This window comes from Corynebacterium sp. MSK041 (assembly GCF_030232265.1).
GTDB lineage: Bacteria > Actinomycetota > Actinomycetes > Mycobacteriales > Mycobacteriaceae > Corynebacterium.
The window spans coordinates 1-12007 of the sequence record NZ_JASPJK010000022.1 but is presented as its reverse complement, the minus strand read 5'-3'; the positions used below and the strand labels follow the sequence as shown (position 1 = coordinate 12007).

Sequence of the window (12007 nt, the reverse complement as noted above, 5' to 3'; positions counted from 1 at the left end):
ATCTGGAAGCACCGTAAAGTGCGAAGGTGACTGGTACTAATACACCAAACAACAAACAACAATCGGCCAACACACACATACGTGTACATGCCGCTCGCGTCCACTATGCAGTATCTGACACACCACACATCCGTGTCACAAAACATCTAATTACATACCGACCACACATGCTGGTCACCATGACACACCCAAAGATGTGTCGGTGGTTGATAGCGGTGGGGAAACGCCCGGTCCCATTCCGAACCCGGAAGCTAAGCCCACCCGCGCTGATGGTACTGCACCCGGGAGGGTGTGGGAGAGTAAGTTACCGCCGACCTAAAAACACAAATAAACAACTACATAACCCAACGCGGCACCCCCACACCACGTGGCCAGGGCGCCGCGTTTCTTTATTGTACCCACACACTGTTTGACTATCGCGTCGACGGCGCCGTGTTGTCCTGGGGAAACAGTGCGGAGAAAACACGATCGTCAAACCAACCCGCACGCCGGGGTGGGGAAGCGACGTGTTTAACGGAACAGGGGTTCGGGGAGGGGGAGGTGGGAGTAGCCGGACGTCGTGAAGCAGCGGGGGAGCTTGGTCACTGGGTCGCGGAAGGCGAGTGCGACAGCGGTGAGCATCATGGGTTTGCCGAAGTCTTCACCGGCGGCAGGTAAAAGTTCGGGGTACACGCCGTCGCCGTGGATGGGAACACCGGCGGCGTTCATCTGCACCCGGAGTTGGTGTGTGCGACCGGTTACCGGTTGCAGTAGGTATCGTGCGGAGCCGGGGTGCCCTGGGATGGGTTCGACTGAGTTGAGGTAGGTCAACGCGTTGGGCTCGGCTTCGGGGATGATGCGGGAAGCGAGCTCGCCTTCGTTCTTTTCAATGTGGTGTTCCCAGGTGGTGGGGGTGAGGCCCTTGTCGTCGGCAATTGCCTCGTAGAGTTTGTCCACTTCGCGGCGTGCGAAGAGTTCCTGGTAGGCGCCACGGAGGGAAGCGCGTTTTGTCAGGAGTAGAAGACCAGAGGTCATGCGGTCCAAGCGGTGCGCCGGTGTCAGCTCTTCGTTGCCGGTCGCGCGCCGGAGGCGAACGGTGACGTTTTCGGTGATGTGGGAGGCGCGGGGCATCGTCGCTAAAAATGGTGGCTTGTGAACGACGAGGATTCCACTGTCCTCATAGACCGTGCGGATGGAATATGGCACGCGGGTCTCTGGCGCGGGGCGCCGGTAGAAGAAGACGTCGATGCCAGGTTGTAGTTCCTCGGAGGGATCAATGGGGGTGCCATCCGCGTCAACTACTTCGCCGGACGTGAAGCGTTCGCTGACGGCATTCTCGTTGTCATCGGGGTGGCGGTGCCGTTGGGTGGACACGAGGTGCCAGATGAAATCCCAGGCATTGATGGGGTCACCGTCCGGAACGCGGGCGCGTGTTGCGCCGAGGCCATGGCGGGGCGGCAAAGGTGGGTACTTGTTCTGCTTCCGTATGTCCTTCACATGTACTAATTTATTCCACATGAACCTTGATGCGATTGTTGCCCAGCTTTCCCAGTTCTTCAGTGACGGTATTGGCAAGATTATTGCGGATTTCTTGTGGAATCTGTACACCATTTTGTTCCCGGCTAATGCGCCAGGGGCGCATCCAGTGGAGATTCCTAACTAGCGAGAAAACGGATGTCGTAGCCGGCGCTACAATGGGTGGTGTCCGGTGCTTAAGCACATCAAGCCGTAGCGGAAAGGCACGCTCATGACCCAGCAAAAAGCCGTCGTCGTCGCTGTTGATGGCGGGGATCCGTCGAATAACGCCGTCCGTTGGGCGGCCAACACTGCGAATAAGCGTGGGGTGCCGCTGCGTTTGGCGTCGTCCTACACCATGCCGCAGTTCCTGTATGCGGAAGGCATGGTGCCGCCGCAGGAGCTTTTTGATGATTTGCAGAGGGAGTGCCTCCACAAAATCGAGGAAGCTAAGAAGCTAGCGCTCGAGGTTGCTCCTGATGTGGAGATCGGCCACACCGTGGTTGAGGGTTCCCCGATTGACATGCTGCTGGATATGTCGAAGCAGTCCACCATGATTGTTATGGGTTCCCGTGGCCTTGGTGGCTTGTCCGGCATGGTTCTGGGCTCTGTGTCTGCTGCGGTGGTGTCTCACGCGTCTTGCCCGGTTGTGGTGGTGCGTGAGGACAATGCGGTGACCGATGAGACTAAATACGGCCCCGTTGTTGTTGGTGTTGATGGTTCTGAGGTTTCTGCCAAAGCAACCGAGGTTGCTTTCGAGGAGGCACAGGCACGTGGCGCAGAGCTCGTGGCTGTACACACCTACCTGGAGAACCAGATGCATGATTCTGTCTCCGGAGCCATCCTGGGGGACAATCAGTGGAAGCGCTTCGAGGAGGAGCGTGAGCAGAAGCTCGATGCTGCTCTTGCGCCCCTGCTGGAGAAGTACCCCGATGTGAAGGTGACCAAGGTGATCACGCGTGATCGTCCGGTTCGTGCCCTGGTGGACCAGGCGGAGAAGGCTCAGCTGCTGATCACTGGTTCTCACGGTCGTGGCGGCTTCAAGGGTATGTTGCTTGGCTCCACGTCTCGCGCGTTGCTGCAGGCAGCACCGTGTCCGATGATGGTGGTCCGCCCGGAGATCCTGCCGCAGTAAGGGCGAGCGAATAAGCGCTTAACTGGCTGAAAAAGCCGAAACGTTATACAACCGTGGGCAATCCGTTGCCCACGGTTGCTTATTTGTGGGACACTGGGGTAGTCAGTCCGTTTTGGAACATTTATTCCAAAGTCGTTTCACAACGGAGCAAAAATAGTATTGGGTATGTAAGGAGTACTAATAATGACTATTTCTATGGGTTTCATTGGTTGGATTGTTCTCGGTGGCATCGCTGGCTGGATTGCTTCGATGATTATGAACCGGGATGAGTCGATGGGCATCATCGCCAATATTGCTGCTGGTGTTGTTGGTGGTCTATTGGGCGGTTGGATTCTTTCCGCCTTCGTTGATGTTCAGAGCAAGGGCTGGTTCTTCAGTTTCCTGACCTGTATCTTCGGTGCAGTTATTGTGCTGTGGATTCTGAACAAAGTTTCGGGCAAGCGTAACTAAAGTCCGGCATTTTTCGCCTCCCCGTTGAATGAACGTACCGGTTTGTCTATATTGAGGGGCGTGACCCAGGACAGTGCCCCCACTTCGAAGAAGAAGACAACCACGCGTCGTCGCAACAGGCCGAGCCCACGGCAACGGCTTTTGGATGCGGCGACGAAACTGTTCACGGAGGAAGGCATCCGTGTCATTGGTATTGACCGGATTTTGCGCGAAGCTGATGTAGCCAAAGCTTCGCTTTACTCCCTGCTGGGCTCGAAGGACAACTTGGTTATTGCTTATCTGGAGCAACTGGATGAGCAGTATCGGGCCCGCTGGCGGGAGAAAACCGCCACGATGATTGATGCGGATTCAAAAATCCTGGCTTTTTTTGACATGGCTATTGAGGAGGAACCGGAAAAGGATTTCCGCGGGTCCCCTTTCATTAACGCTGCTGCGGAGTATCCCCGACCGGAGACAGATTCGGAGCGGGAGATCGTGGCCACGTGTGTGGCGCACCGCGAGTGGATGCACAGCACGATGACAGAGCTGCTGAATAAGAAGAACGGCTATCCCTCTGCTGATCAGGCGAGTGAACTTCTCATCTTCCTTGATGGTGGGATGACGGGTGCACGAATCAGCCGGGACCAGGGGCCGTTGATTACGGCGAAGGATCTGGCTCGTCAGAAGTTGTCGGTTCCGCCGCCGGATTATTCGATTTAGACTCCGCGTCTTCCTTTGCTTCTTCCCGTCTTTTTTGGCGTTGCGCCCGGCGCTTTTCGGATTGCACCTTGCGCTTTTGCTTCGCCAAAGACTTCTTGTGCGTTTTCTCTTCCTTGCGCGCGAGTTTCTCGGATTTCTTTTCCTGTTTAATGTCGCGACGGACACCGAAGATGGTCCACGGGCGGGGGAGTGCGGCGAGGAGCCGGCGGCGTCGTGAAGCACGCGGATCCGTGATGGCTCCGCGGGTGGTGCGGATGTGCTCGAGGTGGTGCTCCTCAAGAGGGAAACGGACAGACAGGGCCCACCACAAGATGATGGTTTGGATGAGTGTCCACAGATTGCCCAGGAACCAGTACATGAGCAGGGCGATCGGGATGAGTCCAGTGGTTCCGGCGACGCCGAGGATGACGGGGATGACAAACAGCATCCACCACATGAGGTTGTACACCTTGACGGACATGTGGGCGTCCCAATCCAGGTGGACGCGGGAGCGTAGCTGGGAGACGAAGGTGTTGAATGTGGTGAAGATGATGGCGCTGATGAGCATCGGCATTGCCACCGCGCGCACTTCGGGGCTGGTGGTGCCCAGTGCCGCGAATTGTTCGGGGCTCATGCTCACGTAGGCGGGCAGAGGGACTCCAAGGAAGGAAGCTTGGAGGAAACCAGCGATGTCATCGGGGGTGAGTAGGCCAATGTTGGTGCCGGTACGGCCGTTTTCGGGCACGGACATCCACAGCAGCAGGCGGTAGAGGCCCAGGATGAAGGGGATCTGAATGAGTGGCGGGATACAGCCCGTCATGGGGTTGTAGCCGTAGTCCTTGTTCAGTTTCTTCAGGGCTTTTTCATGCGCCTCAATGTCATCCGCGTCGAGGGATTCGCCGTACTGTTTCTCTAGCTGGGCTTGTTCGGGCCGCATCATGAGCATGACGCGCGTGGATTTGAAGATGGACCAGTTGAAGGGGACCAAAAATCCGCGCACCGTGACCACGAGGAGCACGATTGACAGCACCCAAGCGGTGTCCGGGGAGACGGTGAACACGTCGGCGAGCAGCCAGTGCCAGAACTTCATCACCGCGGACACGGGGTAGACGAATGCTTCGATCATGGGGCGTTCGTCTCTCCTCGGTTGGTTGTGGCCAGTGCTGCGTTAATGTTAGGTCATGTCTTCTATGACGGGGAATACGCGCCGAGTCAGCGCGCGCGAGGTGATCGGCGAGGTGCTGCTCACCTTCGGTGTTCTGTTGTTGCTGTTCGCGTTCTATGAGGCGTACTGGACCAACCTCGACGCGGGCCGCAAGCAAGCCCATGCGCAAGAGCAGCTTATCGACGATTGGCATAACCCCCGCACCAACCACACCCCCGCCTTAGGCGATGCCTTTGCCGTGCTGCGCATCCCCACCTTCGGTGCGGATTACCAGTACGCGGTGGTGGAAGGCACTGATGATGCGTCGTTGTTGACGGGGCCGGGCCGTTACTCCGACAGCCAGATGCCGGGCGTGCCAGGCAATTTCGCTTTGGCTGGGCACCGCGTGGGTAAAGGTGCGCCTTTCAACGACCTGGGCCGGTTAAAAGCGTGCGATGAGATCGTGGTGGAAACGCGTGACAGCACGGTTACGTACCGGGTCTTGCCGATGGAAGCTGGGGCTGGTCGCCGCGCCGAAGTAGCCGGCTGCCTGTCTGGTCCGGTGCTTGATCGCGTTGCCGATGGTGACTACGCAGACGTTCAAGGTCGGCACATCACCCTCCCCTCCGACATCGGAGTGGTGGCGCCGCATCCGGGCCGTGATGATCCGGCGGATTCACCAGACCTGCTGCCCGTGCTCACCCTGACCACGTGCCACCCGCAGTTCTCCAACGCAGAACGCATGATTATCCACGCCGTCCAAACCGACATCACCCCGAAGAGGTAACCCCCATGTACCGCTTAATGTGGAACGCCCTTCCTGGGCCATTCCCACTGAAACTCTTGATCACCCTCGTGGTGCTCACCGCATTGTTCTTCCTGCTCATGGAAGTGGTGTTCCCGTGGGTGGCCACCATGATGCCGTACAACGACGTCACTACAGGCTAAGGTTGGTAATCACTTCCTCCGCCACCGCCTGGGCCTTCACCGACTCAGCCTGGTTGCTGCGCACCACCACGGCGACGGTGTCTTTGGATACGGCGTAGAGGGCGCCATCTTCGCCACCAGAGCGGCCTCCGGACCAGCCAGCGGGGCTATCCGCTAGGTCGGTGGAATCAACTGGGGCGGCGCGGTCAACAACGGCACGGGCCTCTTCAACCGAGCCAGTGTGGTGGACCGTGACTTCCAGCTGAGGTTCCTCGCCGTAGGTCAAAAACACGCACGCAGGGGGATCAAAGCGGTCATCTGTACCAGTCCCGGTCACACGCTGCCCATTGGTGTGCTCTACAAACTCCACCTCCAAATACGGGCAGGGGCCCGGGGTGGTGTTCAGGGGTTCTTCGGGGGGAAGGGAGATGGGGGTGGACGTGGGAACGTCGATAAGCTCAGTGCTTTCTTGCGTGCACCCTGCTAAGGCGACGGCGGCGAATAGTAATACGGCGGGTAGGCTCCTCGACATGCCGTCTATGGTAACTGCCCTGAATGAGTCTGCTCCACCACCGGTCAACCGTGCCCTTGATACGGGCATTGCGGCGCTGACGGTGGCTATCTTGCTCGTCTCTCTCGGTGGGATTGTGCAGATGAACTTGGAGCAGGGTGCGGTGCTCGTGCTGCTCATCGCGGTGTTTAGCTTCATGTACTTCTTCGGTGCGATGAACATGCGGGAGCTCAACCCCACTGGCCGCTTCCTCTGGCTGGCGGGCTTGAGCGGCGTGTGGGTTGTTGCGATGATGTTTACGCCTATCGCTGTGTACTGGGTGTTTACCCTGTTCTTCCTGTATATGAGGGCGTTTAGCAACTGGGTGGGTGTGATCGGCGTGGTGGTCATGCTGGCCATTTCGATCCTCTTCCAGGTGCCGCGCGGCCTCACATTCGGCGGAGTGATGGGCCCGGCGGTGTCCGCCCTGGTGGTGGTGCTGATCACGTACGCGTTCAACGTGATTGCGCGCGTGAGTGCGGAACGCGAGGAACTCATTGAGGAGCTGGTGACCACGCAGAAAGCTCTCGCGCTCAAGGAACGTGAAGCGGGTGTTGTGCAGGAACGTCAGCGCCTCGCACACGAAATCCACGACACGGTGGCGCAATCCATGTCTTCGATCCAGATGCTTCTGCATGCGGCTGAGCGCGACTTGGAAAAGACATCGCTTACCGACGCTGAATTGGCCGCCCCACTGCGCCGCATCGAAGTCGCGCGCCGGTCTGCCTCCGACAACCTGGCAGAAACTCGCGCGATGATCGCGGCGCTGACGCCTGCCCCGCTGTCAGAGACCTCCCTTCCGGAGGCGCTCGACCGCATTGCCGCTTCCTTTGGCTATGCCGGCGACGTGGAATTTGAAATCACCACGGATGGCCAACCCCGTCAGTTGCCCATGCGTCTTGAAGCAGGTTTGCTTCGCATCGCGCAAGGCGCCATGAGCAACGTGGTCAAACATGCTGGCGCCACGAAATCCCGGGTAACACTCACGTTTGCCCCGGATGAGATCCGTCTGGACGTGGTGGATAATGGGCGTGGTTTTGATGTTGGTGCAGCTCCCCAGCGTCCAAGTGGCCTTGGGCATATTGGTATTGATGCCATGCGTACCCGCGCAGCCGAACTCGGCGGGGAGCTTGTAGTGGAATCCGAACCCGGTGGGCCGACCGCAGTGTCAGTTGCAATCCCGGATAGTGGTACCATCAACCGAAAGATTGAGGAGGATTCATGATTCGCGTCTTGCTTGCGGATGACCACGAAATTGTCCGCCTAGGCCTTCGCGCCGTGTTGGAAGAAGCCGATGACATCATCGTTGTCGGCGAAGTTGCCACAGCCGAAGGAGCTATTGCCACCGCCCAAGCTGGTGGCATCGACGTGATCTTGATGGACCTCCGCTTCGGCCCTGGCGCCCAAGGTGCCCGCTTGACGACGGGTGCGGACGCCACCCGCGAAATCCGCGCCACCATGGACAACCCGCCCAAGGTGCTCATGGTGACCAACTACGACACCGACGTGGACATCCTCGGCGCCATCGAAGCCGGTGCCGTGGGCTACCTGCTCAAGGATGCGCCTCCGGAGGAGCTGCTCGCCGCGGTCCGTTCCACCGCCAAGGGTGACCAGGCGATGTCCCCGATGGTTCGCGACCGCCTGCAAACCCGCGACCGCACCCCGCGTTCCTCCCTGACCCCGCGCGAACTAGAGGTGCTCCAGCTCGTCGCCGATGGATCCTCCAACCGTGAGATCGGGCAGCAGCTCATGCTCTCTGAAGCAACGGTGAAGTCTCACCTCGTGCACATCTACGACAAGTTGGGAGTGCGTTCCCGCACCTCCGCCGTAGCGTCGGCGCGCGAACAGGGCGTGCTCTAAGCCTTCTCGGTGCGTTCCCGGCGGGCCCTGAAGGCTCCTGTAAACCCTATTTGCCGGCGATCTTTGCCTGGATCTCTGCCGTCAGTTTGTTGATATCCCGGTCAATGGTGTCCTGGGCGACGCGACGCTGCGGGTCATTCATGCGCTCAGAGTTCTGCACGGCGGCCATCAACTCATCGAGGCGTGCCATGACATCGGCACGGAACTTATCGCCCAGCTCACTTTCGTTGCGCACCTTCTGGCGGATGGCCTGAACGCGGCCCTTGAGCTCAGTGCCCTGGTTGGAGAAGTTTCCCGAGGGCATCGTGGGCAGACCTGCTGCGCGGGAACGCTGGTTGGCCTGGTTTTCCTGCCATGCGGTCAGACCGCGATACACCAGCGGGACCAGCACGGGGATGAGGATGCGGGAGGCGCCCACGAGCTGCTTGGCTTTCTTCTTAGTCAGGCCGGATTCCTCGATCTTCTTCAGCTCAGTTTTGGCCAGCTGTGCTTCGTGCTTCTGCTTGCGCTTCAGGCCCTTCTTTTCTTCCTTAATCAGGCGCTTTTCTGCACGATCCAGCAGCTTGGCGGTCTGCTTATCGGCCTTGGCCTCTTCCTTGGCTAGTTGGCGGGCTTTTGCTTCAGCCGCCTTGATTTCCGCCTTGGTTTTCGCGCGAGCTTTGCGGATGGATTCAAACAGTCCCATGGGTGTGTCTCCTGCTCCAGGTGTCTTTGCTTTTGATTCTTCGTTTCAACTTTACCCATGTTGTGCCGTTAGGCTTGGTGGCGGTGGAAAGAATAGATCGTGATGAGACAACGCTTGTGCGGGCGAGCGACCTCGTGGGCTGTAGGTACCGTCTGCGCCAGCGTTTGAACCATCCCGCAATCCCGCCACCACCGGAAGCATTGGAGCGCCAGCCCCAGGTTGATGCGGGGCGTGCGGCCGTGTTCGGGTTGTTGCCAAAACGCCGGGCGGTCGGGGATGGGCGCAGGAAAGCGTTCTCAGCGGTGCATCTCGACCCTGCCTTGCCTATTGGCGAACGCGAGGCCGCCACGCGCACCGCCATCCAAAATCGCACGACGTTGATCGTTGATGGGGCCCTCACCGGCACGATTGATGGGGTTCCGGTGCTCGCAGAGGTGGATATCCTCGTGCGGCAGGACGACGGCACGTATATGCCGGTGGTTGTGTCGAATCATCGCGTCGCGCGCCCCGCCCCGACGCATACGGTGCGTTTCGTGTCCACGCGTCGCCTCGGCCTGGGTGTGCCCGTCGAGACCCACGCGAAATTACGCCACCACACAGTCGACGGTTACCGCGTGGCGCTCGCGCATATGCTTCTTAGCGTTCACTCTGCCGGCACCGCCGCCGCCATCGGCCAAGACCGTGAACGCGCCTACCTGGTTGATCCAGCGAACTACGTGGAACCACTGCGCGCTGCGCTGGCGCAACCAACCCCGACGCAGCCGTCACGCCTGAAGCAGTGTGCGAGCTGCCGCTACTGGGCTCTGTGTGAACCGGAGCTGAAAGCGATGGATGACATCTCCTTGGTCTTCCCAGGGCAGAAGGCGAGGGAGTTGCGGGAGGAGGGGATTGGGACCGTCGAAAAGGCAATTGGTGCTGGACTGGGTGAGACTAGCCAGATTGCGCGCGCCTGGCGTGAGGGGATCCCGGTGTTGGCGCGCACTGATTTCACACCGCCGGCGGAATTGCGCGCGGACGTGGAAATCGACGTGGATGTGGAGGCCTACCTCGACCAGGGAGCCTACCTGTGGGGTGCTTTCGATGGGACTGACTACCGCGCTTTTGCCACGTGGGAGGATGTCGGGGCTGACAGCGCTGCCGAAGAAGCCAACTTCTATGCCTTCTGGTCCTGGCTCCAAGCCACCCGCGTCGCCGCCCACGCAGAGGGCAAAACCTTCCGCGCCTACTGCTACGCCGCGGGTGGGGAAAACCACTGGCTCATGGCGTCCGCACGTCGTTTCGCTTCTATCGACGAGGCCGAGGTTCGCGCCTTCATTGCTTCCGACGAATGGGTCGACGTGTTCGCCTCCGTCCGCCGCCACCTGGTGGGCACGGAGGGCTTGGGCCTCAAAGTGGTGGCGCCCGTCGCTGGGTTCAACTGGGACGATGAGGATATGGACGGCGAACGTTCCGTCGCCCTTCGCCGTGAAGCCCGCCACGGCAGCACCCGTGCTCGCGAGACCCTTCTGCGCTACAACGAGGATGACTGCCGCGCCACCGCCGCGGTGCGCCACTTCCTCAGCGCGGGCGCGCCGGGGATTCCGCGGCTGAATTCACTGGGCTGAATTCACTGGGCTGAGCGCTTCACCGTCAGTGCCAGCCACACGGCGATGGCCACCAGCGCCACCGATAGCCCCGAAATCGCTGCGACGAACCCAGCCCAGCCGGTGTGCTGGAACAACAGGGCGGTCAGGGCTCCCAGTGCGGAGGATCCGACGTAGTAGAAGAACACGTATGCGCTTGATGCCTCGGCCCGATCCCGCGTGGCTAGTTGCCCCACCCAGCCGGAGGCCACCGAGTGCATGGCAAAGAAGCTTGCGGTGAATAGCAACAGGCCGGTGAGCGTGACCCACAAGTTGCCGCTGAGCAGCGTGGTGGCGCCGAGGAACATGAGGGCTGCGGCGAGGACGAGCACGCGGCCGCGGCCAGCGCGCTGAACATAGTTGCCGGCGCGCGCAGAGGACCACGTGCCAGACAGGTACATCAGATACGCCAAGCCGGCGAGAGCCGGCGGCAAGCCAAAGTGCTCCACCGCGCGGAAACCGAACATGTTGTACACGGACACGAACATGCCCATGCCCAAGAACGCAGTGCCGTACAAGCAGGCCAGGCGCCAGTCGGTGAGGTGGCGCAACATGGCGGAGACCTCGTTGCGCGGGTTGATCGCCTTCGGGGTGAACCGCTTCTGGGCCGGGAGCAGTGCCCACATGATCAGGCTGAAAACCAGCGCTGTTGCGGCGCCGGCGAACATGGCCCAGCGCCAGGTGGTTACCTCGAGGGCGAAGGCGGGGATGAGGCGGCCCAGAAGACCGCCGATGGAATTGCCGGCCACGTACAGGCCCATGGCACGGGCGGCATCGCGGGAATCAATCTCCTCTGCAATCCACGTCATGGCCACCGCTGGTGTTCCGGCGATGAGGCAGCCCTGGATGAAACGCATGACAATGAACTGATGGCCCGTTTGCGCCAGGGGCAGCGCCAAACCCAGCGTGGTGGCCAGGAGAGCGGAGATAACAAGGACGCGTCCGCGTCCAAACCGCTCCGACAGAATCGACGCGGGCACCACGCACAGCGCCAATCCCCCCGTTGTGGCGGAGATCGTCCACGCGGCTTCCCCCTCCGTCATGCCGAGTTCTGACGTCAACACTGGCAGCAGAGCCTGGGGCGCGTAGAGAGCATTAAATATAGCTAGACCTGCGAAAAGCAGGGCTACTGATGCGCGATGGTACTCCGGGGTACCTTTCCGGATCCCCTCTCGCATGGACACCTCGCAAAAATATTTCCAAATAGGTCTTGTTTAATTAGGGCAGCCTTACCTATACTGTCTATCGAGATCGGGTGAACCGAATCTCGTTGCGAAAATCAGGTTACGCTTTCCCGGATTCCTCCAGCTCCGAGAAAACGTGAGGGGACCGCCACATTCTGGGTAGTGGCGGTCCCTTTCATTGTGCCGCGGGTGGCGGCATGCGGGGGTTAAGGGTCAAAAAGTGTGTCTGGCCCCGGCGTGTCGTGGGGTTAGATTTGGCCTTTTTGGATGCCGATTGA

Annotated in this window: 14 protein-coding genes and 1 rRNA gene; 10 read left to right on the top strand and 5 right to left on the bottom strand. The window is 60.0% G+C overall.

The features are described 5' to 3' along the window. Positions 1-198 precede the first annotated feature (198 nt). Positions 199-316: ribosomal RNA gene (gene rrf, locus QP968_RS10775) — 5S ribosomal RNA — on the top strand. Positions 317-510: 194 nt separating this feature from the next. On the opposite strand, the gene QP968_RS10770 is transcribed toward rrf, so the two are convergent. Next, positions 511-1497, bottom strand: a complete 987-nt coding sequence (locus QP968_RS10770) for a pseudouridine synthase (RefSeq protein WP_284856406.1) — start codon at positions 1495-1497, stop codon at positions 511-513. Between QP968_RS10770 and QP968_RS10765 the strand changes: the two genes are divergently transcribed. The 4 genes from QP968_RS10765 to QP968_RS10750 all read left to right on the top strand — a co-directional run bounded on the left by QP968_RS10765 (position 1496) and on the right by QP968_RS10750 (position 3778). After that, positions 1496-1642 (top strand): hypothetical protein, encoded by a 147-nt coding sequence (locus QP968_RS10765; protein WP_284856405.1) that lies wholly within the window; start codon positions 1496-1498, stop codon positions 1640-1642. The two genes, QP968_RS10770 and QP968_RS10765, sit on opposite strands and share 2 nt — an antisense overlap. An 84-nt stretch (positions 1643-1726) precedes the next feature. Beyond that, complete coding sequence (locus tag QP968_RS10760) at positions 1727-2629, top strand: universal stress protein (protein ID WP_284856404.1); 903 nt, start codon at positions 1727-1729, stop codon at positions 2627-2629. A gap of 183 nt (positions 2630-2812) precedes the next feature. Next, complete coding sequence (locus QP968_RS10755; protein WP_284856403.1) at positions 2813-3079, top strand: GlsB/YeaQ/YmgE family stress response membrane protein; 267 nt, start codon at positions 2813-2815, stop codon at positions 3077-3079. Positions 3080-3139: 60 nt separating this feature from the next. Further along, positions 3140-3778 carry a TetR/AcrR family transcriptional regulator gene (locus QP968_RS10750; RefSeq protein ID WP_284856402.1) on the top strand — a complete coding sequence of 213 codons (639 nt, stop codon included), beginning with the start codon at positions 3140-3142 and terminating at the stop codon, positions 3776-3778. Here QP968_RS10750 and yidC read toward each other — a convergent pair. Beyond that, a complete protein-coding gene (gene yidC / locus QP968_RS10745; protein WP_284856401.1) occupies positions 3717-4883 on the bottom strand; it encodes a membrane protein insertase YidC in 1167 nt (388 codons plus the stop codon). The genes QP968_RS10750 and yidC overlap by 62 nt on opposite strands. Positions 4884-4938: 55 nt before the next feature. Here yidC and QP968_RS10740 point away from each other — a divergent pair, with 55 nt between their 5' ends. Together QP968_RS10740 and QP968_RS10735 are read left to right on the top strand one after the other, a co-directional pair. Next, on the top strand, positions 4939-5688 hold the full coding sequence (locus tag QP968_RS10740; RefSeq protein ID WP_350309337.1) for a class E sortase: 750 nt from the start codon (positions 4939-4941) through the stop codon (positions 5686-5688). A 5-nt stretch (positions 5689-5693) separates the two neighbouring features. Continuing rightward, positions 5694-5849, top strand: a complete 156-nt coding sequence (locus QP968_RS10735) for a hypothetical protein (RefSeq protein ID WP_284856400.1) — start codon at positions 5694-5696, stop codon at positions 5847-5849. On the opposite strand, the gene QP968_RS10730 is transcribed toward QP968_RS10735, so the two are convergent. After that, complete coding sequence (locus QP968_RS10730; RefSeq protein WP_284856399.1) at positions 5839-6360, bottom strand: DUF2020 domain-containing protein; 522 nt, start codon at positions 6358-6360, stop codon at positions 5839-5841. The genes QP968_RS10735 and QP968_RS10730 overlap by 11 nt on opposite strands. Between QP968_RS10730 and QP968_RS10725 the strand changes: the two genes are divergently transcribed. Together QP968_RS10725 and QP968_RS10720 are read left to right on the top strand one after the other, a co-directional pair. After that, positions 6359-7603 (top strand): sensor histidine kinase, encoded by a 1245-nt coding sequence (locus QP968_RS10725; RefSeq protein ID WP_284856398.1) that lies wholly within the window; start codon positions 6359-6361, stop codon positions 7601-7603. The genes QP968_RS10730 and QP968_RS10725 overlap by 2 nt on opposite strands. Further along, positions 7600-8238 (top strand): LuxR C-terminal-related transcriptional regulator, encoded by a 639-nt coding sequence (locus QP968_RS10720; RefSeq protein ID WP_284856397.1) that lies wholly within the window; start codon positions 7600-7602, stop codon positions 8236-8238. The genes QP968_RS10725 and QP968_RS10720 overlap by 4 nt, the downstream gene beginning before the upstream one ends. 46 nt (positions 8239-8284) lie before the next feature. Here the strand turns inward: QP968_RS10720 and QP968_RS10715 are convergent, their stop codons facing one another. Next, positions 8285-8923: a DUF6474 family protein gene (locus QP968_RS10715; protein WP_284856396.1), complete on the bottom strand. Its 639-nt coding sequence runs from the start codon at positions 8921-8923 to the stop codon at positions 8285-8287. Positions 8924-9006: 83 nt separating this feature from the next. Between QP968_RS10715 and QP968_RS10710 the strand changes: the two genes are divergently transcribed. After that, a complete protein-coding gene (locus QP968_RS10710; protein ID WP_284856395.1) occupies positions 9007-10527 on the top strand; it encodes a TM0106 family RecB-like putative nuclease in 1521 nt (506 codons plus the stop codon). A 2-nt stretch (positions 10528-10529) separates the two neighbouring features. On the opposite strand, the gene QP968_RS10705 is transcribed toward QP968_RS10710, so the two are convergent. After that, positions 10530-11723 (bottom strand): MFS transporter, encoded by a 1194-nt coding sequence (locus QP968_RS10705; protein WP_284856394.1) that lies wholly within the window; start codon positions 11721-11723, stop codon positions 10530-10532. Between the last annotated feature and the right edge of the window lie 284 nt (positions 11724-12007).

Coding starts and splice junctions, on each gene's coding strand:
- QP968_RS10740 (WP_350309337.1), top strand. CDS start 4,939: ATGTCTTCTATGACGGGGAATACGCGCCGAGTCAGCGCGCGCGAGGTG.
- QP968_RS10725 (WP_284856398.1), top strand. CDS start 6,359: ATGCCGTCTATGGTAACTGCCCTGAATGAGTCTGCTCCACCACCGGTC.
- QP968_RS10770 (WP_284856406.1), bottom strand. CDS start 1,497: ATGTGGAATAAATTAGTACATGTGAAGGACATACGGAAGCAGAACAAG.
- QP968_RS10755 (WP_284856403.1), top strand. CDS start 2,813: ATGACTATTTCTATGGGTTTCATTGGTTGGATTGTTCTCGGTGGCATC.
- QP968_RS10715 (WP_284856396.1), bottom strand. CDS start 8,923: ATGGGACTGTTTGAATCCATCCGCAAAGCTCGCGCGAAAACCAAGGCG.
- QP968_RS10735 (WP_284856400.1), top strand. CDS start 5,694: ATGTACCGCTTAATGTGGAACGCCCTTCCTGGGCCATTCCCACTGAAA.
- QP968_RS10765 (WP_284856405.1), top strand. CDS start 1,496: ATGAACCTTGATGCGATTGTTGCCCAGCTTTCCCAGTTCTTCAGTGAC.
- QP968_RS10720 (WP_284856397.1), top strand. CDS start 7,600: ATGATTCGCGTCTTGCTTGCGGATGACCACGAAATTGTCCGCCTAGGC.
- QP968_RS10705 (WP_284856394.1), bottom strand. CDS start 11,723: ATGCGAGAGGGGATCCGGAAAGGTACCCCGGAGTACCATCGCGCATCA.
- QP968_RS10730 (WP_284856399.1), bottom strand. CDS start 6,360: ATGTCGAGGAGCCTACCCGCCGTATTACTATTCGCCGCCGTCGCCTTA.
- yidC (WP_284856401.1), bottom strand. CDS start 4,883: ATGATCGAAGCATTCGTCTACCCCGTGTCCGCGGTGATGAAGTTCTGG.
- QP968_RS10760 (WP_284856404.1), top strand. CDS start 1,727: ATGACCCAGCAAAAAGCCGTCGTCGTCGCTGTTGATGGCGGGGATCCG.